General features: G+C 55.1%; 22 protein-coding genes, 7 tRNA genes and 1 pseudogene. 9 read left to right on the forward strand and 21 right to left on the reverse strand.

Features of this window, described 5'->3' with window-relative positions:
• Nucleotides 1-3: 3 nt before the first annotated feature.
• Complete coding sequence (locus ABGT73_RS05320) at nucleotides 4-201, reverse strand: helix-turn-helix transcriptional regulator (RefSeq protein ID WP_346668775.1); 198 nt, start codon at nucleotides 199-201, stop codon at nucleotides 4-6.
• Between the two features lie 158 nt (nucleotides 202-359).
• Here ABGT73_RS05320 and ABGT73_RS05325 point away from each other — a divergent pair, with 158 nt between their 5' ends.
• Entirely contained in the window at nucleotides 360-2,297 is a 1,938-nt protein-coding gene (locus tag ABGT73_RS05325) for an NAD(+) synthase (RefSeq protein ID WP_346668776.1), read from the forward strand.
• A 149-nt stretch (nucleotides 2,298-2,446) separates the two neighbouring features.
• Nucleotides 2,447-3,202: pseudogene (locus ABGT73_RS05330) on the forward strand (TSUP family transporter).
• A 97-nt stretch (nucleotides 3,203-3,299) separates the two neighbouring features.
• On the opposite strand, the gene ABGT73_RS05335 reads toward ABGT73_RS05330, so the two are convergent.
• The 12 genes from ABGT73_RS05335 to ABGT73_RS05390 form a co-directional block, all read right to left on the reverse strand.
• The gene (locus ABGT73_RS05335) at nucleotides 3,300-3,797 is read right to left on the reverse strand and encodes a cob(I)yrinic acid a,c-diamide adenosyltransferase (RefSeq protein WP_346668777.1); all 498 of its coding nucleotides are present in this window, start codon (nucleotides 3,795-3,797) and stop codon (nucleotides 3,300-3,302) included.
• A 52-nt stretch (nucleotides 3,798-3,849) separates the two neighbouring features.
• Nucleotides 3,850-3,924: transfer RNA gene (locus ABGT73_RS05340), tRNA-Cys, on the reverse strand.
• 46 nt (nucleotides 3,925-3,970) lie between these two features.
• A tRNA-Gly gene (locus ABGT73_RS05345) sits at nucleotides 3,971-4,046 on the reverse strand.
• 39 nt (nucleotides 4,047-4,085) lie between these two features.
• A tRNA-Phe gene (locus tag ABGT73_RS05350) sits at nucleotides 4,086-4,161 on the reverse strand.
• A 3-nt stretch (nucleotides 4,162-4,164) separates the two neighbouring features.
• Nucleotides 4,165-4,241, reverse strand: a tRNA-Asp gene (locus tag ABGT73_RS05355).
• 5 nt (nucleotides 4,242-4,246) lie between these two features.
• Nucleotides 4,247-4,322 (reverse strand) — tRNA-Val (locus ABGT73_RS05360).
• Nucleotides 4,323-4,326: 4 nt separating this feature from the next.
• A tRNA-Gly gene (locus ABGT73_RS05365) sits at nucleotides 4,327-4,402 on the reverse strand.
• A 107-nt stretch (nucleotides 4,403-4,509) separates the two neighbouring features.
• A complete protein-coding gene (gene hslO, locus ABGT73_RS05370) occupies nucleotides 4,510-5,421 on the reverse strand; it encodes an Hsp33 family molecular chaperone HslO (RefSeq protein ID WP_346668778.1) in 912 nt (303 codons plus the stop codon).
• Nucleotides 5,422-6,183, reverse strand: coding sequence for a class I SAM-dependent methyltransferase (locus ABGT73_RS05375; protein ID WP_346668779.1), 762 nt, complete (start codon nucleotides 6,181-6,183; stop codon nucleotides 5,422-5,424).
• A complete protein-coding gene (yihA, locus tag ABGT73_RS05380; RefSeq protein WP_346668780.1) occupies nucleotides 6,173-6,775 on the reverse strand; it encodes a ribosome biogenesis GTP-binding protein YihA/YsxC in 603 nt (200 codons plus the stop codon). Before yihA ends, ABGT73_RS05375 begins: the two co-directional genes overlap by 11 nt.
• 10 nt (nucleotides 6,776-6,785) lie before the next feature.
• A complete protein-coding gene (gene lon, locus ABGT73_RS05385) occupies nucleotides 6,786-9,227 on the reverse strand; it encodes an endopeptidase La (RefSeq protein ID WP_346668781.1) in 2,442 nt (813 codons plus the stop codon).
• Nucleotides 9,228-9,229: 2 nt separating this feature from the next.
• Nucleotides 9,230-10,192, reverse strand: a complete 963-nt coding sequence (locus tag ABGT73_RS05390; RefSeq protein WP_346668782.1) for a YegS/Rv2252/BmrU family lipid kinase — start codon at nucleotides 10,190-10,192, stop codon at nucleotides 9,230-9,232.
• 132 nt (nucleotides 10,193-10,324) lie between these two features.
• Between ABGT73_RS05390 and ABGT73_RS05395 the strand changes: the two genes are divergently transcribed.
• Nucleotides 10,325-11,014 (forward strand): DUF421 domain-containing protein, encoded by a 690-nt coding sequence (locus ABGT73_RS05395; protein WP_346668783.1) that lies wholly within the window; start codon nucleotides 10,325-10,327, stop codon nucleotides 11,012-11,014.
• Between the two features lie 61 nt (nucleotides 11,015-11,075).
• On the opposite strand, the gene ABGT73_RS05400 is transcribed toward ABGT73_RS05395, so the two are convergent.
• A complete protein-coding gene (locus tag ABGT73_RS05400; protein WP_040917561.1) occupies nucleotides 11,076-11,612 on the reverse strand; it encodes an NADH peroxidase in 537 nt (178 codons plus the stop codon).
• A gap of 465 nt (nucleotides 11,613-12,077) precedes the next feature.
• Between ABGT73_RS05400 and ABGT73_RS05405 the strand changes: the two genes are divergently transcribed.
• From ABGT73_RS05405 to ABGT73_RS05415, 3 genes are all read left to right on the forward strand, one after another.
• Nucleotides 12,078-12,668 carry a DUF4358 domain-containing protein gene (locus ABGT73_RS05405; RefSeq protein ID WP_346668784.1) on the forward strand — a complete coding sequence of 197 codons (591 nt, stop codon included), beginning with the start codon at nucleotides 12,078-12,080 and terminating at the stop codon, nucleotides 12,666-12,668.
• Between the two features lie 80 nt (nucleotides 12,669-12,748).
• Nucleotides 12,749-14,143 carry an MBOAT family O-acyltransferase gene (locus ABGT73_RS05410; protein WP_346668785.1) on the forward strand — a complete coding sequence of 465 codons (1,395 nt, stop codon included), beginning with the start codon at nucleotides 12,749-12,751 and terminating at the stop codon, nucleotides 14,141-14,143.
• Nucleotides 14,144-14,159: 16 nt separating this feature from the next.
• On the forward strand, nucleotides 14,160-15,344 hold the full coding sequence (locus ABGT73_RS05415; RefSeq protein WP_346668786.1) for a DHHW family protein: 1,185 nt from the start codon (nucleotides 14,160-14,162) through the stop codon (nucleotides 15,342-15,344).
• Nucleotides 15,345-15,415: 71 nt separating this feature from the next.
• Here the strand turns inward: ABGT73_RS05415 and ABGT73_RS05420 are convergent, their stop codons facing one another.
• From ABGT73_RS05420 to ABGT73_RS05430, 3 genes are read right to left on the reverse strand one after another with little or no spacing between them, the layout of a single operon-like run.
• The gene (locus ABGT73_RS05420; protein ID WP_346668787.1) at nucleotides 15,416-16,360 is read right to left on the reverse strand and encodes a hypothetical protein; all 945 of its coding nucleotides are present in this window, start codon (nucleotides 16,358-16,360) and stop codon (nucleotides 15,416-15,418) included.
• A complete protein-coding gene (locus ABGT73_RS05425; protein WP_346668788.1) occupies nucleotides 16,327-17,325 on the reverse strand; it encodes a hypothetical protein in 999 nt (332 codons plus the stop codon). The genes ABGT73_RS05420 and ABGT73_RS05425 overlap by 34 nt, the downstream gene beginning before the upstream one ends.
• A complete protein-coding gene (locus ABGT73_RS05430; RefSeq protein ID WP_346668789.1) occupies nucleotides 17,315-18,760 on the reverse strand; it encodes a spore germination protein in 1,446 nt (481 codons plus the stop codon). Before ABGT73_RS05430 ends, ABGT73_RS05425 begins: the two co-directional genes overlap by 11 nt.
• A gap of 69 nt (nucleotides 18,761-18,829) precedes the next feature.
• Between ABGT73_RS05430 and ABGT73_RS05435 the strand changes: the two genes are divergently transcribed.
• Nucleotides 18,830-19,492 (forward strand): YetF domain-containing protein, encoded by a 663-nt coding sequence (locus ABGT73_RS05435; RefSeq protein ID WP_346668790.1) that lies wholly within the window; start codon nucleotides 18,830-18,832, stop codon nucleotides 19,490-19,492.
• The gene (locus ABGT73_RS05440) at nucleotides 19,493-19,861 is read left to right on the forward strand and encodes a DUF4363 family protein (RefSeq protein ID WP_346668791.1); all 369 of its coding nucleotides are present in this window, start codon (nucleotides 19,493-19,495) and stop codon (nucleotides 19,859-19,861) included.
• Here ABGT73_RS05440 and nrdR read toward each other — a convergent pair.
• Genes nrdR through ABGT73_RS05455 form a run of 3 tightly spaced genes read right to left on the reverse strand, consistent with a single transcriptional unit; the run spans nucleotide 19,841 to nucleotide 23,983 of the window.
• The gene (nrdR, locus tag ABGT73_RS05445; protein ID WP_346668792.1) at nucleotides 19,841-20,314 is read right to left on the reverse strand and encodes a transcriptional regulator NrdR; all 474 of its coding nucleotides are present in this window, start codon (nucleotides 20,312-20,314) and stop codon (nucleotides 19,841-19,843) included. The two genes, ABGT73_RS05440 and nrdR, sit on opposite strands and share 21 nt — an antisense overlap.
• Nucleotides 20,315-20,338: 24 nt before the next feature.
• Entirely contained in the window at nucleotides 20,339-22,657 is a 2,319-nt protein-coding gene (gene secF, locus ABGT73_RS05450) for a protein translocase subunit SecF (RefSeq protein WP_346668793.1), read from the reverse strand.
• 45 nt (nucleotides 22,658-22,702) lie between these two features.
• A complete protein-coding gene (locus ABGT73_RS05455) occupies nucleotides 22,703-23,983 on the reverse strand; it encodes an aminotransferase class I/II-fold pyridoxal phosphate-dependent enzyme (RefSeq protein WP_346668794.1) in 1,281 nt (426 codons plus the stop codon).
• Nucleotides 23,984-24,228: 245 nt separating this feature from the next.
• On the opposite strand from ABGT73_RS05455, the gene ABGT73_RS05460 reads away from it, so the two are divergent.
• Nucleotides 24,229-24,762 carry a nitroreductase family protein gene (locus ABGT73_RS05460; protein WP_346668795.1) on the forward strand — a complete coding sequence of 178 codons (534 nt, stop codon included), beginning with the start codon at nucleotides 24,229-24,231 and terminating at the stop codon, nucleotides 24,760-24,762.
• A gap of 53 nt (nucleotides 24,763-24,815) precedes the next feature.
• On the opposite strand, the gene ABGT73_RS05465 is transcribed toward ABGT73_RS05460, so the two are convergent.
• Nucleotides 24,816-24,899: transfer RNA gene (locus tag ABGT73_RS05465), tRNA-Leu, on the reverse strand.
• Nucleotides 24,900-24,995 lie beyond the last annotated feature (96 nt).

A 24,995-nucleotide genomic window follows, 5' to 3' on the forward strand; every position in this document is an offset into this window, starting at 1 on the left:
CATTCAGTCCTCCCAGAAAAGGTCGTTCAGGGTCTTACCCAGTGCTTTACAGATGCTCTTGCACAGATTGATGGTCGGGTTGTACTCCCCTTTTTCAATCGCGTTGATGGTCTGGCGGGAAACGCCTACCGCCTCGGCCAACGCTCCCTGCGTCATGTCTTTTTCAGCACGCGCTGCTTTGAGCTTCAGATTCTTTGCCATTCGTGCCTCCCTGGTTTCAGATGTCGACATTCTGTACTTGCAGTATAACACGCACATTACAATATGTCAAATATATCTTACAAAATGTCGCCGGCCTTGCGGCGATGAACTTGCTGTGCTATGATACCCTTAGAATTTGTAAAAAAGGAAGGTAAGCTATGAAATACAGCTTTTCCGCATTTGAGAACGGCTTCATCCGCGCGGCTGCTGTCAGCCCGGCGCTGCGCGTGGCAGATTGTGCTTATAATGTGGAGCAGATTATAGAAGCGATGCAGGCGTTTGCGGCGGAAAACGTGCAGCTTCTCTGCCTGCCGGAACTGAGCCTGACGGGATATACCTGCAGTGATCTTTTTCTGCAGGCACCTCTGCTGCGTGGCGCAGAAACGGGCCTGACGGAGATTCTGCAGGCCAGCAAAGGCCTGAATCTGGTGACTGTGGTCGGTGTGCCGGTACGCCACAACGGAAAGCTCTACAACTGCGCGGCCGTGGTATGCGGTGGCGAGCTGCTGGGGCTTGTCCCCAAGACGTATCTGCCCAATTACAGCGAGTTTTATGAGCAGCGCCATTTTGTGTCTGGCATGCGGGAAGCCGAGTGCATCGAATACGCCGGCCAGGAGACGCTGATTGGTACGCAGCTGCTGTTTGCCTGCAAACAGATGCCGGATTTTGTTCTGGGCGTGGAGGTGTGCGAGGACCTTTGGGCACCTGTTCCTCCCAGCTGTGCCCATGCACTGGCAGGGGCCACGGTCATCGCCAATCTTTCCGCCAGTGATGAAACGATCGGAAAGGCCGCTTATCGTGAGCAGCTGGTTGCCGGGCAAAGCGGACGTTTGCTGTGCGCGTATCTGTATGCGGATGCGGGCCATGGAGAAAGCACCACCGACATGACCTTTGCCGGGCACAATCTGATTGCCGAAAACGGGGCAATCCTTGCCCGGACAGTTCCCTTTTCAGGTGAAGAGGCAATCACCGAACTGGATCTGGGCCGGATGGTACAGGAGCGTCAGCGCAACACATCGTTTGTTCCGCAGACCCTGGGATATACCACAGTGGAGTTTGAACTGATGCCGGCGACACTTTGCCTGGCAAGACAGGTCTCCCCCACCCCCTTTGTTCCGCAGGATGCTGCCGCCCGCGCGGAGCGCTGCGAGCTGATCCTGCGCATTCAGGCGGAGGGACTGGCCAAGCGTATGGAGCATACGCACGCGCGCTGTGCCGTTCTGGGCATCTCCGGCGGCCTGGACAGCTGCCTGGCACTGCTGGTGGCGGTGCGCGCCTGCAAGGTGCTGGGACGGGATCCCAAAGACATTGTGGCGCTGACCATGCCCTGCTTCGGTACGACCAAACGCACCCGCTCCAATGCGGAGATCCTTTGCGAAGCGCTGGGCGTAACCTTCGGCGAAATCAACATCACCGATACCGTCAACCGGCATTTTGCAGATATCGGACAGGATCCCGCCAACTACGATGTCACATTTGAGAATTGCCAGGCCCGTGTGCGTACACTGGAACTCATGGATTATGCCAACAAAAACGGCGGTTTTGTGATTGGCACAGGCGACCTGAGCGAGTTGGCGCTGGGCTGGGCCACGTACAACGGCGATCACATGAGCATGTATGGCGTCAATGCGGGCGTGCCCAAGACGCTGGTCCGCCACATCGTCCGTTACGTGGCGGATACCTGCGGGGAGGAAACCCTGAGCCGCGTCCTGATGGATATTCTGGATACGCCGGTCAGCCCGGAACTCCTGCCCACGGCGGAGGATGGCAGCATTGCGCAGCAGACAGAGAAGCTGGTCGGTCCCTATGAGCTTCACGACTTCTATCTCTACTATGTGCTTCGCTTTGGATTCGGCCCGGTCAAAATCTATCATCTGGCCAGAACGGCGTTCGGCGAAAAATACGAGCCGGAAGTTCTGCTGCATTGGCTGAAGAATTTTTACCGGCGCTTCTTTGCCCAGCAATTCAAGAGAAGCTGTCTGCCGGATGGCCCGAAGGTGGGCTCGGTCACGCTGTCGCCCCGTGGGGACTGGCGGATGCCCAGCGACGCCTGCAATGCACTGTGGATGGCAGAACTGGAAAAGAGCGCATTGTAAAATGGTAAGGGGTTTTCCCTGTTTTCCCAAAATCACGGAACAATAGAGGGTTTGTCAGAAGGTATGTTGGAAGGTGATCTTGGGTGTCTGGCGTTTTCTCCCCGTTCACGGCGATTGCTGTGGATGGGTTTCCCCTGTGGATAGTACTGATGATCTGTGTGGGTGTATTTCTGGCTTCCTTTATGGATGCAATCGCTGGTGGAGGCGGCATTATCTCGGTTCCTACCTATCTGATTGCCTTTACGGGGCTCCCCACCCACTATGCCCTGGGCACAAACAAGCTTTCCTCTGCGATGGGAACGATATTTTCCACGGGTTGTTTTATCCGGCAGGGGTATGTGGACTGGAAGCTCTTTGCACCGGCGGCCGTCTTTTCTCTGCTGGGCTCTGTGGGAGGAACCTGACTGCAGCTGCGCACTCCGGATGTGATCCTGAAATACCTGCTGCTGGCAGTTCTGCCTGTGGTGGCTGTGGTGACATTGCGCACGCACAACTGGCCGGATGAGCCGGCCAGCATGGACTTCCGTCACCGTGTAGCGGTGGTATGGGCAGCTTCGCTGCTCATCGGTGCCTACGACGGTTATTATGGACCCGGTACCGGCACCTTTCTGATGCTGATCTTTATCCGTCTGGGAAAGATGGATACCCGGCATGCAGCCGGCGGCGTCAAAGTGATTAACCTGGCTTCCAATCTGGGCAGCCTTTTCACAGCCCTGACGGTGGGCAACGTCTACATCGCTGTGGGGCTTATTGCTTCTGTCGCCTCCATTCTGGGGCATTATTTGGGAGCCGGTCTGGCCATCCGAAACGGCAGCCGTATTGTCAGGCCCACGGTAATTCTGGTATTGGTTCTGCTGACCACCAAGGTGGGCAGCGAGATTCTCTTCCCCGGATTCTGGGGATAACATACAGTCCGGCATAGAAAAATCCCTGCTGATGCAATTTGCATCAGCAGGGATTTTTCTATAAGCGGTTCAACGGTCAGAAGATCAAGCCCGACCGTCAGTATTCGATTCCCTCACGGGCAGGCACCCCCTTCGTATAAGGGTGCTGGCAGGCCCGCATTTCGGTGGAATAGTCGGCGGCGACTTGCATCCAGTCTGCGGGCATTCGGCCTGTCAAAACCACCTCAGAGGCTGCGTCAGCGCCCATGACCGTCTGCCGGAGCAGTTCCCGGTCCACCAGGTCGTTCTCATAGGCTGCGCAGGCTTCGTCCAGGATCAGAAGATCCCAGGGCAACGCGGCTGCCTGCTGCAGCGCCAGGGTTGCGTTTTCGCGGGCCTGGAGGCGTTCTGCGTCGTTCATCAGCCAGGTGAACTTGGCGTTGGGACAAGCGTATACAGCGGCGCCCAGGTGCTGCAGAGGGGCTATCTCGCCGCTGGATCCGTCTTTCAGGAACTGGACGATCACAACACGGCGCCCATGACCGAGGGCGCGCAGAGCCAGTCCCATGGCGGCGGTGGTTTTCCCCTTTCCATCACCCCAGTACAGATGTATCATACCAAACTCCTTTTACGCAAAAAAGAAACGCGTCACAAACTGTGACGCGTTTTGGAGGTGACGACCAGATTTGAACTGGTGAATGAGGGTTTTGCAGACCCTTGCCTTACCACTTGGCCACGTCACCATAATGAGTGAAAAACCGGCTTTGGGAGCCGGTTTCCACTGTTTGTTGGAGCGGCCGACGAGGCTCGAACTCGCTACCTCCACCTTGGCAAGGTGGCGCTCTACCAGATGAGCTACGGCCGCATATAAACACATTCTTAAGGAAAGAATGTGCAAGAACCTTGGTGCCTCCGATCGGAATCGAACCAATGACACGGGGATTTTCAGTCCCCTGCTCTACCGACTGAGCTACAGAGGCAAATGGCGACCCGAATCAGGCTCGAACTGACGACCTCTAGCGTGACAGGCTAGCGTTCTAACCAACTGAACTACCGGGCCACATTTGGTGGAAGTTAACGGGCTCGAACCGCTGACCCTCTGCTTGTAAGGCAGATGCTCTCCCAGCTGAGCTAAACTTCCGCAATGGAGCGGCCGACGAGGCTCGAACTCGCTACCTCCACCTTGGCAAGGTGGCGCTCTACCAGATGAGCTACGGCCGCATATATCGGAGAGTTTTGCTCAGCCGCTCTCTCCGGGCGACGGGTATTATTATATACAACCCCGGCGCATTTGTCAACAGTTTTTTCCTATTTTTTTGCGATTTTTTTCAGCTTTTTTCTTGTGGCCTTTTTTCATCGCAGGAAGGCCATTTTTCAAGAAGATCATTCAGATCCACGCGGTATGCCTTGCCGCAGAACTGACAGTTTACCTCGGCAATGGGATCTTCGTCGCGCAATTTTTCCACTTCTTTTTTGCCCAGACTGCGCAGCATCGCTTCCACGCGGGTCATGCTGCAATCACATCGGTATCCCACATGATAGCTGTCCAGAATATCCGGCTGGAATCCATCCAGCGCCATGGAAAGCATATCCTGGACGGTTTTCCCCTCCTCCAGCATGGTGGTCACGCTGGGCATGGCTTTGATGTTCTTTTCCAGACGGTCGATCTCTTCCTCGGTGGCACCTGGCAGCAGCTGCACAATGAAACCACCTGCACAGCGCACACTCAGATCGGTATCCACCAGCACGCCCAGGGCGCACACAGTAGGCACCTGTTCGCTGATGGCAAAATAGGCGGTGATATCCTCGGCGATCTCGCCCGTGGTCAGGGGAACCTGGCCCACATACGGCTCACGCATTCCCAGGTCGCGGATGACATCCAGCGTGCCGTCCTTACCAACGGCCGCGCCTACATTCAGATGGCCGTCCTCCCGGGGCGGCAGTTCCACAATGGGATGTTCCACATAGCCTTTCGCGTTGCCGGTACCGTCCGAAACCGCCAGCAGGCGCCCCGCAGGGCCGCCGCCCTTGATCTGGACGGTGATGGAGTCCCGGGTGCTCTTCAGCATAATGCCCATCATCGAGGTGGCTGTCAGCAGACGGCCCAGGGCAGCGGTCGTGACGGCACTGGTCTTATGCAGCCGCTCCATTTTGCGGACCATCTCCGTTGAGTCCACGCCGTAAAATACAATGCCGCCGTTTTCGGAAATACCGCGCAGCATATTGTGATTCTGTTCCATTTAGGCTTTCTCCTCCTGGGTGTATTGCTTGATGGCGGTAATGATCCACCGGGGGCTGTCTGGACGGACAGGACCGAAGTCCTCCCCGTCCGAAACCCGTGCCACCGAAAAACCATAGCGCTGCAAAAGAGCCGTAACGGTTTCCAAAGGGTAACTGTACTCACAGAAAGACTCTGTAAAGTGTTCCCCGGTATCCCGGTAAGTAATATCGATGGCAATCTCCACGCGGCCCGTGGCTTCGTCGTACTGGTTGGTCCAGTGGCAAAGGGCGTCCTCTGCTTCCAGATCAAAGGTCTGGCCCGCTAGAATGTGCTGATGTTTGTAAGGGGTATTCAGGTCGAAAACAAACACGCCGCCCTTTTCCATGAAGTAAGCGGCATTGCGGATGGCCTGCTCAAAACGGTCCTGGGGGCCGATATGGCTGAAGGTATCAAAGGTGGAGACCGCGGCACGGATCGTCCCGTAGAGATCCAGTTCCAGAAGATCCTGCTGAAGCAGCAGAAGCTTCCCGGTAAGCCCCAGCTCGTCCGCCTTTTCCCGCAGTACACTGAGCATCTCTTCCGAGCGGTCAATGCCGATCACATCGTATCCGGCCTGGGTAAGCATCAGCGTCAGATCTCCGGTGCCGCAGCCCAGATCAGCAAGGATCCCCTCCGTTACCCCGTGCGCAGCCAGTTCATTCTGAATATAGGCAAACAGGGCGTCGTAGTCTGCGGCGCCGTTGAACTCGTCATAAAAATAGGCAAACTCGTTATACGCCATGGTCCGCCTCTTGGTTCATCTGCGCTTCTAGGCGGGCCCGCAGTGCCTCCATGCCGTAGCCGTTTTCGGCACTGGTCAGAAAGACGCCAAGACATCCGTAGGGGGCGCAGAGCTCTTCAAATTCGGCCTGACAGGCAGCCATCTGGGATTTTTTCAGCTTATCAGCCTTGGTCAGCGCAACTACAAAGGGAATGCGGTGGAAGTGCAGGTATTCCAGCATCTGGACATCGTCCGCACTGGGAGCATGGCGGCAATCCAGCAGCTGGATCAGCAGACAGACGGCACGGCCTGCCTCAAAGTAGCTGTTGATCAGCTCATCCCAGCGCTCTCTGTCGGCGTTGGAAACCTTGGCATAACCGTACCCGGGAAGATCCACAAAATAGGCAGTATCTGCCTTATAGAAGTTGATGGTGGCCGTCTTGCCCGGCGTAGAACTGACGCGGGCCAGGTTTTTGCGGTTGCACAGCTTGTTGATCAGGCTGGATTTGCCCACGTTGGACCGGCCGGAAAAGACAATCTCGGGCCGGTCACTGTCCGGCAGCTGCCGGGACAAACCGTAGGAGGCAAGAAATTCACAGTTATTATAATTCATGAGAATCCTTTCACATCACTGTGGCGGGTTCTTTCGCCGTCTTGTCGTTGGCGATCAGGCTGGTTGCCTGCGGCACCGTATGGGTACCGCGGCTGGAGGAATGCCCGGGCATCAGCAGTGCCTGCTTGAGCACCTGGGAGAGATGATCCACAGGAATAAAGTGGACCTTCTGCTTTACCTCGGCATCCACCTCAAAGAGATCGCTCTCATTGTCCTTGGGAATCAGGACGGTGGAAATGCCCTCCCGGAAAGCTGCCATGCTCTTTTCCTTCAGCCCGCCGATGGCCAGTACATTGCCGTGCAGGGTGATCTCACCGGTCATGGCAAGGTCATGGCGCACGGGTATGCCGGACAAAGCGGAAATCAGTGCAGTGGTCAGCGTGACGCCGGCAGATGGACCGTCCTTGGGGACTGCCCCTTCCGGCGCATGGATATGGATATCCACATTTTTCAGACTGTCTTCTGTAATGCCGTATTCTTCGCCGTGAACGCGGGCGTAGCTGATGGCGAGCTTGGCACTCTCCTTCATCACATCGCCCAGGCTGCCGGTGATCTCAATCTTTCCGGAACCACCGGGGATGACGGCAACTTCCACAGGCAGCATTTCACCGCCCACGCTGGTCCAGGCCAGACCGTTGGCAATGCCCACGGAATCCTTGCGGGAAATAAAGGTAGGTTTCACCTTTTCGGGGCCAAGGAGCGCTTTCACCGTGGAAGCGGATACACTGATCTTGTCCTTCTCCCCCGCCGCAATGCGCTGGGCGCACTTACGCAGTACAGAAGTAATGGTGCGCTCCAGGTTTCGCACACCGGCTTCCCGGGTATACCCGTCGATGATTTCATACAGAGCGCTGGAAGTCAGGGTGACCCGACCTTCCAGGCCGTTGTTTTTCAGCTGCTTGGGCAGCAGATGCCGCTTGGCAATGTTGAACTTCTCGGTGCGGGTGTAGCTGGGCAGTTCAATGACATCCATACGGTCATAGAGAGGACCGGGAATGGTGGAAGCATCATTGGCGGTGGTGATGAACAGCACTTCGCTCAGGTCAAAGGGAATGTCCAGATAATTGTCCTTGAAGGTGCAGTTCTGTTCAGGGTCCAGCACTTCCAGCAGCGCGCTGGAAGGATCACCCTTGTAGTCGCCGGCCAGCTTGTCGATCTCATCCAGAAGAATGACGGGATTGGAAGATTTGGCGGTGGTGATGGCGCTGATGATCCGGCCGGGCATGGCGCCGATATAGGTGCGCCGGTGGCCGCGGATCTCAGCCTCATCGTGTACACCGCCCAGGCTCATGCGGGCAAATTTACGGCCCATGCACTCCGCAACGGAGTGCGCGATGCTGGTCTTGCCAACACCCGGAGGGCCCACAAGGCAGAGAATCTGTCCTTTGACATCAGTGTTGAGTTTACGAACTGCCAGCAGTTCCAGAATACGCTCCTTCACCTTCTGCAGACCGTAATGCTGCCGGTCCAGCACCTTGCGTGCATGGGCCTGGTCCAGGTTATCCTCGGTGGTAATGTGCCAGGGCAGCGCCAGGCAGGCATCCAGATAGCTGCGGATGACGCCGCTTTCGGCGGAATTGCCCTGCATCCGGGACAGGCGATCGCATTCTTTCAGAAGCTTTTCGGAGGATTCGCTGTCCAGTTTCAAGGCCTCGATCTTTTTGCGGTATTCCTCCGCTTCCGCACGGGTGTCCTCGGCATCGCCCAGCTCTTCGCTGATGATGTGCATCTGCTCCCGCAGATAGTATTCCCGCTGGCCTTTGTCCATCTGGGCGTTGACCTTGTCATCCAGGTCGCGCTCAATTTCCAGCACCTGGCATTCCTGACGCAGGAGGGTCAGAAGTTTCTCCAGGCGGCCCAGCAGTGTGGATTCATTCAGAATGGCCTGCTTATCTTCGTATTTGAGCAGCAGATTGGCCGGCATGTACTCACTGAGATACAGCGGGCTGGTGGAAGTGACAATATTATAGACAACATCCTTGGAAATCTGCGGGCTGTAGGAAAGATAATGCTCAAAGCACTCTTTCAGGCTGCGTACCAGCGCTTCGGTCTGGGTGCGTTTATCGGCACCAATCCCTCGCACAGGGACCGGCCGCACCGTTGCCTGCAGATATTTTTCTCCGTCCACAAGTTCCACAAGGCGGGCACGGGTTTTGCCTTCCACCAGAACTTTGACCAGTTCATCCGAAACGCGGAGGACCTGTTTGATCTCGGCAATCACGCCGTAGGCATACAGATCCCGCAGACCGGGATCTTCCACATCCATCTCCCGCTGCGCCACCAGAAACACGCTGCTGTTGCTGTGCATGGCGGCCTCGATGGCAGCAATGGATTTGGAACGTCCCACCTCAAAATGGACGACATTATTGGGGAACACGACCAACCCGCGCAGAGCAATGGCCGGCAGATGGATCACGTTCCGCGCGATTTTGACTTTGACTTTTTCAGACATGCTTACTCTCCCATAGCCTGGAGTACAGGCGCATTTTGTGCGAGTTTTGGCGGCAAAAGAAGTTGAATGCTGTGCCGTGCCACCTCGGCGTGCAGATTCATTTGTGGTGAGCATTCACCGTCCAGCGTGGTTATCAGCGGACGCTGGTCCAGTACTTGTATATCAATGGAGCTTGTGCGGAAGAAGGTCATATAAGGGGCAAAGGGCTTGGTGACCTGTCCGTCGGGCGTGAGATGCTCTCCGCGACGATATCCGCGCAGAAGACCGGCCAGACGGATCCGTGGTACGGGTTTGAGCAGGACTACATCCAGCAAACCGTCGTCCATCTGCGCATATGGTGCAGCGCAGTAGCCGCCGCCGTACATCCGGGCATTGCAGATGGCCAGCATCATGTAGGTGCCCTGGAATTCTTCCGTATCCGTTCTGATACGAAGTGTATGACGGAAAGAACTGCAGATTGCCTCCAGAATGGACAGCGTGTAGGCAGTCGTACCGCCGCACAGCGGTACGCGACGCCATTTGGGTATCCCGTTGGCAACCTGTGCATCGATTCCGGCGGCGTAAATCTCAATACCGTACCCTTGAGGTGTACGGATCAGATCGGCCGGAAAAGAATGCGCGGCCAGCTGGGCGTCCAGATCCAGAAAATCAGACTGAGTCCCAAAATTGCGGATATAGTCATTACCGCTGCCGCAGGGAATGCAGCCCACCGAAATCTGTTCATGCCCGGCGGCGCCCTGCAAAATCTCGTTCAGCGTGCCATCCCCGCCACAGGCGTAGATGCGTGCCTCTTCCCCATTCTCGGCACAGGCGGCCGCAACCTGGCGGGCGTGCCCGGCCCGGCGGGTGATCACGATGGTGGGGGTGATGCCGGCACGTTCTGCAGCAGACCGGATGCGCGGCAGCAAAGTGACGCTGGCGTCCGCTTTTCCGGCGGTGGGATTGATGACAAACAGATATTGCATGCCGCCGCCTCCCTTTTTCCTAACACCTAGATACAAGTAGTATTTATTGTAACTTTTTCTTGCAAAAAGTGCAAGAGGGTGGGATAAACTGTTATCCTTCTGCTCAAAATAAAACAGAACGGAGGCGGTTCCATGCAGAAGGTCCTGACGGAGATCGGCCAGGTTACCCTGACAAGCATCTTTTCTCTGGCGATGATGTTCTTGATCACACGCTGGGGCGGAAAGCGACAGATTGCACAGATGAGTCCTTTTGACTATCTCAATGCCGTGACAGTGGGCTCGATTGCTGCAGAACTGGCCACCAATCTGGAAGCCTGGTATCGCCCGCTGACGGCGTTGCTGGTGTATGGCGTGATTACCTGGATCGTGGAGGTATCGGCCTGTAAAAGTATTGAGCTGCGGACTTTCTGGAGCGGGCGTGCTGTGATTCTTATGAAGGACGGTGTCATCCTGAAAGAAAATCTGCGCAAGGCCACCATCGATCTGAATGAATTTCTGGGGCAGGCACGGATTGCCGGCTATTTCGACCCCAACGAAATTCAAACGGCCATTCTGGAAAACAACGGACAGATCAGCTTTTTGCCGAAAAGCAAATCACGGCCGGCCACGCCACAGGATTTCGGAATCGCCACCGAGCCAACCAGTGCCTGGTATGACCTGATTCTGGACGGGCGCCTGATCTCCGACAATCTGAAAGCGGCGGGGCGTGATGAACGATGGCTGGACAATCAGCTTCACAGCAAAGGGATCGGAACACGAAAAGACGTGTTTTATGCTGCTTGTGATCAGCAGGGGCGTTTCTTTGCCTGCCGCGGTTCCTGAGTGGGGATAATAAAGGGGCCGGAGCAAAAGCTCCGGCCCGGTTTACGCCTTTTGGAGTAAATTATTTGAAGTAGCGGTCCAGCAGGCCCTGCATGCCGCGGCCATGGCGAGCCTCGTCCTTCGCCATCTCATGAACGGTGTCATGAATGGCATCCAGGCCCAGCTCCTTCGCCTTCTTGGCGATGTCCATCTTGCCGGCGCAGGCGCCGCACTCGGCGTCCACACGCATCTGCAGGTTCTTCTTGGTGCTGTCAGTCAGCACTTCGCCCAGCAGCTCAGCAAACTTGGAAGCATGCTCAGCCTCTTCGAAAGCGTAACGCTTCCAGGCCTCGGCGATCTCGGGATAACCCTCGCGGTCCGCAACGCGGCTCATGGCCAGATACATGCCAACCTCGCTGCACTCGCCGTTGAAGTTCTCGCGCAGGCCCTGCAGGATCTCCTCGGGAGCGTCCTTGGCGATGCCGACGACATGCTCGGTCACGTAGGTGTTGTCCTTCTTCTCGATAAACTTGGAAGCCGGCGCCTTGCAGACGGGGCAGAACTCAGGGATGGAACCTTCGGCGATGTAGCCGCAGACGGTGCAAACATATTTCGTCATAATAAATAGCCTCCTGTTATTGATGTAGCTCCTAAGACGCATTCCTGTGTCTTTGCTGCTATTATAGCCGCTTATTCCTACAATGTCAATAGAGTTTTGTAAGATTTAAGAGAAATTCTTATTTATCTTAAGGACTTTTTAACGTGTCTTTCCGAACTCACCTGGCGGCGGCCTTACGGAAAACGGATGCGGGAATTCCGTATGAGAGGTCACTTCCCTTTTACCATTCCTTTCTCTGCGAGTGTACGGCAAAGGAGCCGCTTTGTCAAGGCCATAAAAAATTTACAAGGATTCCCTGCGTTGGGCAAGCCTTTCGACGGAAAACGGGTTGAAAAAACAACCAAAATAGTGTATTCTAATAAGGAATTCCGAGATGATACGGAAACACCCTGCCACGCTTCCGAAAACGCAGTACCGGCAAGCAGGACAGGCTTTGTGATTGAACCATAAAAGGAGAAATGATCCATGAAAAAATTACTTCCGATCCTTCTGTGTGCGGCAATTCTTCTGGCGGGCTGCAGCAAGACCGAAGAATCTGCCACTTCCTCTTCCAGCGAAGCTGCATCGGTGTCCGAGGCGGTGAGCTCTGAAGAAACGTCGGAAGCGACTTCGGATGCCGCTTCCGAGAGTACTGCTCCCGCGGAAACCGCGCAGACGGAAAATCTGGACAGTGCCGTGGCGGCGCTGGAAGCCGTCAACCCGATCGCCAATCCGATGGCTTACAGCGACTTTGATGTGGAAAACACCCTGATGCTGACCATGGACAACCTGGTAGCCTATAAAGGTGATGTGTGCAATACGCAGTCCGATTGCGGCCTGGTATTTGTGGCACAAGCCAAGGAAGGCAAAGCCGAAGATGTGGAGGCAGAACTGCAGGCCTATAAAGAAAGCCTGACCGCCAACAACCTGTATGCCGAATTTGCCGACCTGACGGCGCTTGCCCAGGATGCCCGTATTGTCAGAAACGGCAACTATGTTGCCATGGTGATTGCCAGTGTCGATGTTGGCGACTATACCGAGATCGATAAAGTATTGGAAACGGCATTGAATTTCTGATCTCCCTGCACAACGAAAGCTCATCGGGCCGTTACCTGCTTTGGTAACGGCCCGCTTATTTTGAAAAAAGAGGAGCGCTTATGGTTTTCAATAGTGTAGTGTTTTTGTTCTGCTTTCTGCCGTTGGCGCTGCTGCTTTATTACATAACGCCCGGCCGTGCAAAAAATGCCGTCCTTCTGGTGGAGAGTCTGATCTTCTACTGCTGGACGGGTGTTGCCTTTCTGCCGCTGATTGTTTGCCTGATCGTTTTCAATTATCTTTGGGCGCTGGTAACGGCCGCGGCAAAGCCCCGGCTGCACTGGATTCTGCCGCTTGTGGCAGTGGCTGTCAATCTGGGAGTTCTGGTGTATTTCAAATATACCAATTTCCTGATTGAGACACTGAACCAGATCGCGGGATTCGGCCTGGCCACGCTGGATATCGGAGATGTCCTGCCCCTGGGCATCAGCTATTATATTTTCAAAATTATCAGCTATGAGGTAGATGTCTATACAGGAAAAATCGAGGCAGAAAAAAATCCCATCACCTTTGCCAGCTATGTGCTTTTCTTCCCGCAGCTGATTGTGGGACCGATTGTGAAGTACCAGGATATGGCAGAGCAGTTCCATAAAAACCGTGACCGGTGCCATCTGGCGCAGATTGAGCAGGGCGCGGAGATGTTCGTGTTCGGCCTTGCCAAAAAGGTGATCCTGGCAGATTCCATCGGTGCGTTGTGGACTGATCTGATCGGAAACGGCAGTGTAGGCTTGGCGAACGTTTCCACACCGCTGGCATGGCTCGGCATCCTGGCCTATTCCCTGCAGCTCTATTTTGACTTTGCCGGCTACAGCGAAATGAGCAACGGCCTTGCTGCCATGCTGGGCTTTGACTGCCCGGCGAACTTCGATCTTCCCTATATTTCGGGGAGCATCACAGAATTCTGGCGCCGGTGGCATATCACCCTGTCCGGCTGGTTCCGGGATTATATCTACATTCCCCTTGGCGGCAACCGCAAGGGAAAGGCCCGGCAGCTCTTCAACATGCTGCTGGTGTGGGCGGCCACAGGCATCTGGCATGGCGCCAGTTGGAATTTTATCTGTTGGGGTCTGTATTATTTTGTGCTGCTGACAATCGAAAAACTGTTCCTTCTCAAGTATCTGAAGAAAGGCCGCATCTGGCCGCATCTGTATACCCTGTTCCTGGTGGTGCTGGGATGGGGCATCTTTACAGCCAACCAGCCCGGTGCACCGCTAGGCCTTCTGATGCAGAAACTCTTTGTGCCTCAGGGCGGGATTTCCCCGGTCTATTATCTGCGCAATTATGGCGTGTTCCTGCTGCTGGGGTGCCTGTGCTCCTCTGCCCTGCCCCGCTGGTTCTGGGCCAGAGTCAGCCGCTTTGCGCCGCTGAAGGTCGTGCTTTTTGCGGGGCTGACGCTCCTTTGCATTGCCTATGTGGTGGCCGCGACCAATTCCACGGCGCTGTACGCCAATTTCTGAAAAGGGGGAAAACCGTATGGCAAAAGTAATCTATCGGAAATCCGGCCGGCGGACGGTTTACCCGCTCCTGCTGTGCGCGGCGCTGCTGCTGTTTGGATTTTCTCTGGTGAACCTCTTCTGGCCGAAGAGAAAGCTTATTGAACTGGAAAACCGGAACGCTGCACAGCTGAAGGCCCCGGTTCTCTCCGATTTACTGGATGGAACCTGGCAGCAATCCTTCTCCTCCTGGATGCAGGACCAGTTTATGCTTCGGGATCAGTGGATCAATACCCAGCGCGCTGCGGATGAGATGGCTTTTCAAAAGGTGGAGGAAGGCGGGATCCTGCTGGGAAAGGACCACTGGATGTTCACCAAACTGTTCACTGTGGATGATGCCACCCGGAAGCAGCTGGATAAAAACGTACAGGCCGTGGCGGAGTTCGCAGCAAAATATCCCGGCAAGGTCACCTTTTTGCTGGCACCCTCTGCCAGCGTGATTTATCCGGAGATGCTCCCTGCCGGTGCCCCCATGGTGGATGAAAACGCCATGCTGGATAACATTTTCTCGCAGGTCAGCCAGTCGGCTGCCGTACTGGATCTGCGGGACAGTTTCACGGCCAGCAAGGATGAGTATCTCTATTTCAAGACAGACCACCACTGGACTCCCAATGGCGCCTATCGTGCATACGAGCAGTTCTGCTCTTTGAAGGGGCTCACGCCCTTTGACCGTGACGCCCATGAACCGGCTACGGTGGAGGGGTTCCAGGGAACCCATTATTCGGCGACACGTCTTTGGAACGTGGAGGACGACTCCATTACCTATTATCCGCTGGACAACCAGATGACCATTTTTGATGTGCCGTCCGAAGCGCAGTACGAAGCAAATCGCACGGAGAACCTGATCAATACCGAAAAGTTTGAAACACGGGATAAGTATGCAGCTTTTCTGGACGGTAACAATGGCTATTCTGTCATTAACGGGAATGGTACCGGCAGTATTCTGGTGGTCAAGGACAGCTACGCCAACAGTTTTGTTCCCTATCTGACTGAGAATTACGCCAAAATCGGCGTGATTGATTTCCGCAATTTTCGGTATGGTTTGGATTCGACCATAGAAAAAGAAGGGTATGATCAGATACTGATTCTGTACAATTTCCAGACGTTTATTGCAGACAAGAATCTGATCAATATCATTCGTCCCAGTTCGCTGGAAAATTCCTGACAAACCAAATGCAGGCAGCCTCCGCAGAAACGTATTGCTTCTGCGGAGGCCGCCTGCATTTTGTGCGTGGCTCAATCAAAGAAGACTTCCAACGTGGGCGTTTGGTAGGAACCTGCCGGTCCGTACAGGGAGGCCTGCCAGAAATGAAAATGAAACAAGCCGGCGGATGTCTGCCCTGTATCATGGCGAAGGCTGGCAAAGGATTCCTGGAACGCTTGCCGGAGGGCCTGTTCCAAAGAAGCTGAATCCACCGATGGTTCCAGCGCCGTCAGTGCCGTATCGCGCAGATGAATCTGAATTTTATTCTGATCTGCAAGGACTTGTGTCCGTGCCTCACAGGCAATCCTGCCGGAGGCAATGGTTCCCCGTATCGCCGAAGCCTGTCCGCACAATACAGCGGCCAGCTGCGCTTGCAGCCCTGTACAACGGACGGAAAAATCGTTTTCCGCCAAGAGAAGAAAATCGTATACGGCGCCTGGCTGATACACTGGAATACAACAGGCATCTTCCTGACTGAATAATTGCTGTAAACCACAATGGATTTTATAGGTCTTTTCCATAGCCTTCATATTCCGGTAGAGAACACTTCCCTCTTCCGCCCAGCTTTGCACGGAATCTGAATCCAGCGCAAAGACGGACAGCTCGGGGGCCGGCTGGGCATTTTGGTAGAGAAGTTCGCCGATTGCCCGGACGACGGAAAGATCGGCGTTGCCGGGAAGTGCCACAAGGTCCAGCAGTCCGTAGTATACCTCGCCCTGCAAAGACTCCTCCGCTTTCGCCAAAGCCTGAGCCGGCGTTGAGCCCCGTGCAGCAGAAATTTTGTTCCCGTCAGTGCCTTCCGGGGCGTTTTGATCGGCCAGAACAAGGCAGGCGGAATAGAATGCCCCCTGGCGGGCAAAGAGAACGCCGCGCACAATCTCCCGTTCGGCCAGGGACTGTCCGCCACAGCTGCACAGAATCAAACTCATCAGCAAGCACCCGCTTATAAGCATTTTTTTAGTTTTTGGCAAAGCCATGCAGCGATACCTCCCATTCCTACCAGCAGGACAAGGCCCCATGTCAGGATACTGCGTTGCTGCATAGCGGAGGAAACATCGATTTTTTGCAGCAAGACGCACAAAAGCCACAGACAGCCCAGATACAGCGGAAAATTGCGCAGCGATACGGAAAGTCCTTTGTTCTCTCCCCGACGAAGCAACAGGCAGATCGCATACAGATAAAGTGACAGCTTCAGGGTGATGGCCATGATCCAAAGGATCAGCTGCAGGCTTTCCAGACGATTGAAAATGGACAAGGCACCGCATCGGGCTGCGGCGTGAATAGGGTCGACACGCAGCGGCATGGCTGCTCCATAGAAGAGCTCCAGAACCAGATGCATACCCACATCGAACCACAACGCGGCGGCAGCCAGGCGCAGTAACGGGTGATGGTGCTTGGTCTTGGCAGGTGGCAGCAAGGCCGGAAGAAGATATTCCGGATACAGGGTCAGCTGTTCTTTGGCAGCAGCAATAAAATCATCCCGCTGCAAGGAAATTATCTGCAGATTGGTGATATGAAGCCGGGGCAAAATCGTAAGAAGCATGAACCCCGTGGCCAGAAGCAGCAGGCACAACACCACATGGGCAGTCTGTGAGATAGCGGAGACTCTGCGAAGATACAGAACAGGAAGCAGCGTCATCAGACAGACGGCAGTCAGGGAGAAGAAGCCCGGATACAAGCGCTGCGCCAGTACCCGGAAATTGAGAATCTCAAGGGCAGATGTGTAGAAAAGAAGCGCGGCAAACAGCAGTCGGAAAAAGGGGCTCTCCCCGATTCGCCAGGCGCGTGCAAAAAGGGCACCTATACTGGCCAGCAAGGGCACACACAGCAGTGCGGTGGCGGCTCCTGCACGGGGCCAGTACGCGCTCTGGCTGCGCAACAGCACATTGACCAGCAATCCCACTGTCAGGGCAGCGAGGAGGCTGGGGCATTCACGTTTCATCCTTGCCGATCACCTCCCCGAATCTTGACAGCTCTGACCAGATACTCCGCACGAATCCGTCGCGCCAGCTTGTACGGCTCAAGGGCATCAGTGGGTAGAGATAGTCATATCCAAAGGGTTCGCTGCCACAGGCCATGGCCAGGATGACAAGTGCTGCGGCGGCGAGGCCCATAACACCGAAAACACCGGCCAGCAAAATCACCGCGAAACGGAACAGGATGGACTGTTCGTACAGAGACGGGACCGCCAGTGTGGCGATGGTGGCGGCAGCAGCCATGGTCAGGATAGGGACGCTGACGATCCCGGCGGAGACGGCGGTCTCCCCGATGATCAAGGCCCCCACAAGGCTCACGGTGTGACTGATGGATTGGGGGGCCCGGAGTCCGGCTTCCCGGACGATCTCCAGCAGAAGTGTCACACCCAGCATTTCCAGCATAGGCGGTAATGGCGTACTGATTTCCGCCTGGGCCAATTTGGTCAGCAACTGAATGGGGATGATTTCCGGCGCAAAAGAGACCGCCATCACGTACAGCCCCGGACCGAACACCGAAAGCAGGAAAGCGAGATATTTCAAGATACGGATCAGACCCGAAAAAACTGCCCCGGAGGCATAGTCATCCAGACACTCGAAATGCTCGGCAAAAAAGCTCGGCACAATGAGCGCATAGGGGCAGCCGCTGACCAGAACCGCAATTTTCCCCTCACACAGGCGGGCACAAGCGGTGGCAGGGCGTTCGGTGTAGGCGGCGGCCGGGAAAAGGTTCAATTTATCCTGCTTTAAAAACGAGGCAAAGTAGGCACTGTCCAGCAGCACCGGCAGTTCCGCATGAGCCAGCCGGTCCCGCAGACAATCCACCGTTTCCTTGGGGGCCAGCGAGCGATCATAGCAGATGCAATATTCCGTTTTGGCGCGTGTATGCGCTGTCATGATCTCCACCACCAGCGTGTCGGTTCGGAATTGACGACGCAGAAGCGAAATATTGTTGCGCAGCAGTTCCGTGAAGGCCTCCTGGGAGCCGCGCATATTCCCTTCCCCAGTGGGGGTGCTGACGGAACGCTGGGGCATTTCCTGGGTGGAAAACACCACGGCGCGGCGGCAGCCATCCATGAGAAGCAGCGTCATGCCGTTGCAGAGAAACTCCACGGCAGAATTCCAGTCTTCGGCGGGGGCCGGTTCCGAGGGCACCATACTTTGTGTGAGCAGATAGTCGCACAGATCATCGCTGCCATTCAAAAGAAGCAGATCGTGGTCCAGCATGTCCAGCGCGAGGTGGCAGAGCTTTTCCGGCGAGGACAGCCCCGTAAACATGACAATGGCGCAGGAAATGCCGCTGATCATGATTTCTTTGGTATAGAAGTCTCCCGAGTCGCCAAAAATGCTTTTCAGGATCTGTAGATTCTCCCGCAGGGAGCGGCTCAACTTTGTTCGCTGCATACGATTTCCCCCTCATCTCCGCCATTAGTGTTGCCGGGAATGAGAGAAAATATGAGGAGGCAGGATAGATTGCTCTCGTCCATTTTGAGAACCGTCATCGTGTACGGTGCCGTTGTGGCGGCATTGCGCCTGATGGGAAAGCGTCAGCTGGGAGAATTGCAGCCTTCCGAACTGGTAACAACTTTGCTGGTGTCCAATGTTGCATCCATCTGCATTGATGAACCGGACCTGCCGTTGCTGTCCAGCCTGGTTCTGATTGTGTTGCTGACTTCTCTGGAAATTTTCAGCTCTACCCTTGCCTATCTGAATCCGAATTATGCGAGAATTCTGTTCGGCAAACCGGTCACCGTGATCCGTGACGGAAAGATCGTGCAGGAAGCGCTGCCCCGCCTGCGCATTACTGCCGGAGATCTGATGGAAGCGCTGCGGGGAAAGGATATCTTTTCACCCGAGGAGGTTCTTTGGGCGGTGGTGGAACCGAACGGACATATCAGTACGGCAACGGTCGGTAACAGTAACACAGCAGAACCCATGCTTCCGATTCTGGTGGATGATCAGATCTACCATGAAAACCTGGAAGCCCTGCGACTGGACGAAAAGTGGCTGAAAGATATTCTGGCGTCAAAGGGAGTTTCACGCAGGGAGGTTCTTCTTTTGCTGTATAATGGAACCCATCTGCTTCTGGTACAAAAAAAGACCACCCCGAAGGGTGGTCCGGAAAGGATCCCGTAATTGAATCGCAATTGGTATGCAACAATTTTGCTGGCTGTGCTGTTTCTGACCCTGTATGGTGCAGGAATCTATCTGGACCGAAACGTCCAAGCGCTGACACAGCAACTGGACACTGCCTACAGCCTTGCAGAGGCAGGCAACTACAGGCAGGCACAGCAGGTCTACGAAGAGACAGCCGAGCAAAGCTCCCAAAGCAGTACCGTCTGGATGTTGCTGGTCCGGCGAAGCCTGGTAGACCAACTCAACCAGACGCTGGCTACCATTCCATCCTATGTCTCTGCAGGGAACATGGCAGACCTGGCAGTAGAGACATCACGCGCCCGCGCACAGGCACAACAGATACGAGCTTCATTTTTCAGCTGGTTTTGAACGGGTGTCCAGCATATCTTTGAGCTCTTCCATGAAAGTGTTCACATCGCTGAACTGACGATAGACCGACGCAAACCGCACATAGGCAACGTCATCCATCTTTTTCAGTTCCTGCATGGCAAGGTCGCCGATATGGATCGACGTAACCTCCCGGTCATAAGAGTTCAGCAGCATCTGCTCGATGCGGCTGACCGCATCGTCCAGCTGCTGGTAGCTGACCGGCCGTTTTTCACAGGCACGCAGCATACCGTTCAGCAGTTTCTGACGGTCGAACACTTCACGGGAATGGTCCTTCTTGACGACCATCAGCGGAACTGTTTCCACAATCTCGTAGGTCGTAAAGCGCTTTTTACAATTCAGGCACTCACGGCGGCGGCGAATTTTTTCGCCGTCCTCGGTGGGGCGGGAATCGATGACTTTGGAATCAACTGCACCGCAGTAGGGACACTTCATAGCGGATTCCTCCTCTTTCCTGGCTCAGGCTTTCTTCTTGGCAGCGGCCTTTTTATGGGTCTTCCAGTCGACCCACAGCGGCGTAGCAATGCAGATCGTGCTGTAGACACCGCTGATCATACCGAACAGCAGCGGGAAAGCGAAGGTGTAAATGCTGTCGAGGCGGTACACCACCGAGACCACGCAGATCACGCCCAGCGCAAGGCAGGTCGTAATGGAGGTCATCAGCGAACGGGAGAAGCTCTGGTTGATGGACAGATTGACCAGTTCTTTCAGGCCCATCTGACGCTTGCCGAACAGGGCGCTGTTCTCCCGGATACGGTCATAAATGACGACGGTATCGTTGATGGAGTAGCCCAGAATCGTCAGCATGGCGGCGATGAAGTTGCCGTTCAGAGGAATACGCAGCAGCACGAAAACACCGAAGATGATGAACATATCGTGCAGCAAGGCAACCACAGCCGTGGCACCGGCCTTGAGGCCGCCGATGCGGCGGAACCGATAGGCCACATACAGAAGAATCAGGACACAGGCAGCCACCAGGGCAACCAGGCTCTTGAGCAGGAACTCCTTGCCAATGGTTGCATCCACATTGCTGACTTCGTTCTGGGTGAACTGGCTGTCGGGATACTGTTCATTCAGTGTGGTCAGCAGCCCATCCAGCTGATCGGTGGACAGCGTCTCGCTGCCAGGCAGCGTGATGGTCAACGTCTGACCGCCCGAAATATCCGAGCCGGTCTGCAGCGTCAGGTTGCTCTGGTTCAGTTCAGTGCCGATGGTGCTCTTCAGGGCATCCAGATCCGCATCCCCTTCATAGGCCAGCGTGATCATGGAGCCGCCCTTGAATTCGACATCCATGCTCACACCGAACACGGCGGAGAAAATCAGAACAATGGCGATCACACAGCAGGAGAAGGTGTAGAACTTTTTACGGTTGCCGACAAAGTTGATGGCCGGGGTCTTGTACTCGGCGCCGCCTTCCTTCTTGCCGCCGTACAGCCAGGGATTGCGGAACACCTTGCAGTGGGAGGCGCCGCGAATCATCACACGGGTAGCCCACACGCCAAAGACAAAGTTGAGCAGAACGCTGGTGAGCAAGGTGAAGCCGAAGGAATAGATGGTACCGGCAGTGGAAGGTCCGAACCAGAAGAAGATCGGGTTGAAGACCTTGGCCCAGAAGCCATCGGTGGGACCAAAGGCACCCATCAGGATGGCGGCTACGATCACGATGGTAACGTTGCCGTCAATGATGGGGGTAAGACCCATCTTGAAGCCGCTCTTGATGGCGCCATCAAGGGTTTTGTTCTTGGAAAGTTCTTCCTTGATACGTTCCGCGGTGATTACGTTGGCATCCACGCCCATACCGATACCGAGGATGATGCCGGCAATACCGGGCAGGGTCAGCGTAGAACCCGGGAACACGGCAAAATAGCCGGAAACCACTGCCAGTGTGGCACATACCTGGCCAAGCAGCGAGAACGCTGCCACCGTGCCGGGCAGACGATAGCACAGGATCATGAGCAGCGCCACCAGGACAAAGGCCACAATGCCGGCCAGAACCATGACTTCCAGGCTCCGGGCGCCCAGCGTCGGGCTGATGGTGGAGTAGCTCTCTGCAGAAAGTGCGAACGGAAGCGCACCGGAGTTGATCTGGTTGGCCAGCGTGGCGGCACTGTCCTGATCAAAGTTGCCCTTGATGATCGCTTCTCCGCCGGTGATGGCCTCATCCACCGAGGCGGTGGAGATATTTTCGTCATCCAGCCAGATGGAAATCGGATCCCCGCTGGAAGCCAGTTCCGTTGTGGCGTCGGCAAAAGCCTGGGCACCTTCGCTGCTGAATTTCAGCTGAACCACCCAGCCGTCGGTTTCGCTGTAGGCAGCGTTGGCGGAGGTTACGTCGTCACCGCTTAGAATTTCCTCTCCGGTAGAGCTCGAACCCTTGCGGAACACCATCTTGGCGGTGGTGCCGATTTCATCGATAGCCGTTTGCGGATTGAAATCGGATTCCCCCGTTTTCCAGGGAAAACGAACAATGATTCGATCTTTATTGCTGTCAACGTAGCTTTCGTAGTCGGTGATGCCCAGGCCCACCAGACGGTCTTCGATAACCGTCTTGGCGGCTGTCATCTGTTCGGGCGTGGCATCCACATCCCCGTCGGGCATGAAAGTGACATCCACGCCGCCGCGGATATCGATGCCGAAGCGGATGTCCGAAGCGCCCTTTACGTAGACGTTTTTGGTGTCACCGTACTGATAGCTTACACCGAAGATGGCCGTAAGGGAAAATACAACAATCAAAATTGCCACGACAAACAGCGGCCATGACTTCCCTCTCTTGTTCATAGAAACCTCCAACAACATGCCCGCACCGGCGGGCGGGATACTTTATTACTGCTGGTCAGCCAGCAGTTTTTCAACGACCGCCAGGCGCACACAGACGCACAGCAGCGCAGAAGCAGTTTCGACCTCATCCAGACTGGGATACGTCGGCGCGATGCGCAGATGAGAGTCTTCGGGATCCTTGTGGTAGGGGTAAGCGGAACCGGCGCCCGTCAGGGTCAGGCCGCAATCCTTGCAGAGCTGCGCCACACGCTTGGCACAGCCGGGCATCACATACAGGCTGATGAAGTAGCCGCCCTTGGGGTTGGTCCAGTGTGCAATGTTGCCGCAGGGGCTGAGCTCTTCCGCAAAGGTGGTCTTGACGGCATCAAAGCAGGGCACCAGACGGCGGCGATGCTTTGCCATGTGCGCCAGAACGCCTTCCTTGTTCTTCAGGAAACGAACGTGACGCAGCTGGTTCATCTTGTCGTAGCTGATGATCATGGTGGAGAACCGCTTGCAGATGTACTTCATGGAGTTCTCACTGCAGGCGATGGCAGAGACACCGGCGCCGGGGAAGGTGATTTTGCTCGTCGAGGTGAACATGAAAACACGGTCCTCGGTGCCGTACTTCTTGCTCTCGTTGAGGAGCACCGGGGTCTCGATGATTTCGTCGGTCAGATGATGAACAATGTAGGCTTCATCCCAAAAGATCTTGAAGTCGGGAGCGGCCGTCTTCATGGCAGCAAAGCGGCGGATCGTTTCGTCGCTGTAGGTGTAGCCATCAGGGTTGGAATACTGCGGCACACACCAGATACCCTTGATGGTATCATCCTCCGCCACCAGTTTCTCGATCATATCCATGTCGGGGCCGTCCTCGGACATGGGAATGTTGATCATTTCAAAGCCCATCTCTTCCGTGATGGCAAAATGGCGGTCATAGCCGGGCACGGGGCAGAGGAACTTGCGCTTCTCCACCTGGGACCAGGGGCACGGAGATTCGGGATACCCGAACATAAAGCCGATGGCAACCAGATTGTACATGAGCTGCAGGCTGGAGTTGCCGCCCACAAAAACTTCGGCAGGCGTAACACCCATGACATCGGCAAAGAGCTCCCGCGCTTCCTGCAGGCCCTCCAGGTTGCCGTAGTTGCGAGCGTCGACACCGTCATCGGTGGTATAGTCGTCCATTTTCAACAGATCCATCGCCAGGTCCATCTGATGAGGGCCGGGCTTGCCGCGCGCCATGTTGAGTTTCAGTCCCATATCCTGAAACTTCTTGTACTCCGCTGTCAGGCGATCCTTCTCAGCGGTGAGCGCAGCACGGTCCATTGCAAAATAGTCTGCCATATCATTTCCCCCTATAGTATAGTTTCCCGCGATATCCCCTCTATTTTGACGCAATCGCAGGCATACACTACATTATATACGATTCATACAAAAGAAACAAGCATTTTCTTTAGCATTTGACTATAAAAAGATAAAAAAATGAAAAGGCAACGAAAGCGTGGCAGGCAAAAATTATATAAATATTGATTTTTGGCAGATTTTCTTTATACTAGAAAGTAGAAATTACAAACACAGGAGGTTGCAACATGGAATTTGATGCGCTTATTAAAGAGAGAAGAAGTATCCGGCAATATGATCCGGCCAAAACAGTGACGGCAGATCAGATTTCCGCCATTGTGACAGCGGCCATCGAAGCTCCCTCCTGGAAGAATTCCCAGACGGCGCGGTACCATGCGGTTCTTTCCGAAGAGATGCGCGCACGGTTTCTGCAGCAATGCCTGCCTGAGCGCAATGCCAAGAAAGCGGAACATGCCGCACTGGTGGTGACATCCTTTGTGAAGGGAACCGCCGGATTTACCCAGGGGCAGCCGGACAATGAATGTGCGGACGGCTGGGGATTCTATGATCTCGGCCTGCATAATGCGCTGTTTCTTTTGAAAGCGAAGGAACTGGGACTGGACACACTGGTCATGGGACTGCGGGATGCAGGGGCCATCCGGGATCTTTTGAAGATTCCCGAGGAGGAAACCATTGTGTCGGTCATTGCTGTAGGCTATGCAGCCCAGCCTGCCGTGCATCCCCCGCGCAAATCTACGGAAGACATCTTGAAATTCTACTGATCCACAACAAAATCCCGCAGCCGATACATGGGGTATCGCTGCGGGATTTTCTATGCCGCCGACCGGGATCGAACCGGTACGGTATCGCTACCGAGGGATTTTAAGTCCCTTGCGTCTGCCAGTTCCGCCACGGCGGCAGATTGTGTTTATTGTACAACAGCAAGGGGTAAATGTCAATGTGGATTGAAGAGGACCGCTCAGATATGGTATACTGATAAAAAAATTCAGACGAG

The sequence above is a fragment of the uncultured Subdoligranulum sp. genome (genome assembly GCF_963931595.1).
In the GTDB taxonomy this organism is placed as follows: domain Bacteria; phylum Bacillota; class Clostridia; order Oscillospirales; family Ruminococcaceae; genus Gemmiger.

Coding starts and splice junctions, on each gene's coding strand:
- ABGT73_RS05320 (WP_346668775.1), bottom strand. CDS start 201: ATGGCAAAGAATCTGAAGCTCAAAGCAGCGCGTGCTGAAAAAGACATG.
- ABGT73_RS05325 (WP_346668776.1), top strand. CDS start 360: ATGAAATACAGCTTTTCCGCATTTGAGAACGGCTTCATCCGCGCGGCT.
- ABGT73_RS05335 (WP_346668777.1), bottom strand. CDS start 3,797: ATGATACATCTGTACTGGGGTGATGGAAAGGGGAAAACCACCGCCGCC.
- hslO (WP_346668778.1), bottom strand. CDS start 5,421: ATGGAACAGAATCACAATATGCTGCGCGGTATTTCCGAAAACGGCGGC.
- ABGT73_RS05375 (WP_346668779.1), bottom strand. CDS start 6,183: ATGGCGTATAACGAGTTTGCCTATTTTTATGACGAGTTCAACGGCGCC.
- yihA (WP_346668780.1), bottom strand. CDS start 6,775: ATGAATTATAATAACTGTGAATTTCTTGCCTCCTACGGTTTGTCCCGG.
- lon (WP_346668781.1), bottom strand. CDS start 9,227: ATGTCTGAAAAAGTCAAAGTCAAAATCGCGCGGAACGTGATCCATCTG.
- ABGT73_RS05390 (WP_346668782.1), bottom strand. CDS start 10,192: ATGCAATATCTGTTTGTCATCAATCCCACCGCCGGAAAAGCGGACGCC.
- ABGT73_RS05395 (WP_346668783.1), top strand. CDS start 10,325: ATGCAGAAGGTCCTGACGGAGATCGGCCAGGTTACCCTGACAAGCATC.
- ABGT73_RS05400 (WP_040917561.1), bottom strand. CDS start 11,612: ATGACGAAATATGTTTGCACCGTCTGCGGCTACATCGCCGAAGGTTCC.
- ABGT73_RS05405 (WP_346668784.1), top strand. CDS start 12,078: ATGAAAAAATTACTTCCGATCCTTCTGTGTGCGGCAATTCTTCTGGCG.
- ABGT73_RS05410 (WP_346668785.1), top strand. CDS start 12,749: ATGGTTTTCAATAGTGTAGTGTTTTTGTTCTGCTTTCTGCCGTTGGCG.
- ABGT73_RS05415 (WP_346668786.1), top strand. CDS start 14,160: ATGGCAAAAGTAATCTATCGGAAATCCGGCCGGCGGACGGTTTACCCG.
- ABGT73_RS05420 (WP_346668787.1), bottom strand. CDS start 16,360: ATGGCTTTGCCAAAAACTAAAAAAATGCTTATAAGCGGGTGCTTGCTG.
- ABGT73_RS05425 (WP_346668788.1), bottom strand. CDS start 17,325: ATGAAACGTGAATGCCCCAGCCTCCTCGCTGCCCTGACAGTGGGATTG.
- ABGT73_RS05430 (WP_346668789.1), bottom strand. CDS start 18,760: ATGCAGCGAACAAAGTTGAGCCGCTCCCTGCGGGAGAATCTACAGATC.
- nrdR (WP_346668792.1), bottom strand. CDS start 20,314: ATGAAGTGTCCCTACTGCGGTGCAGTTGATTCCAAAGTCATCGATTCC.
- secF (WP_346668793.1), bottom strand. CDS start 22,657: ATGAACAAGAGAGGGAAGTCATGGCCGCTGTTTGTCGTGGCAATTTTG.
- ABGT73_RS05455 (WP_346668794.1), bottom strand. CDS start 23,983: ATGGCAGACTATTTTGCAATGGACCGTGCTGCGCTCACCGCTGAGAAG.
- ABGT73_RS05460 (WP_346668795.1), top strand. CDS start 24,229: ATGGAATTTGATGCGCTTATTAAAGAGAGAAGAAGTATCCGGCAATAT.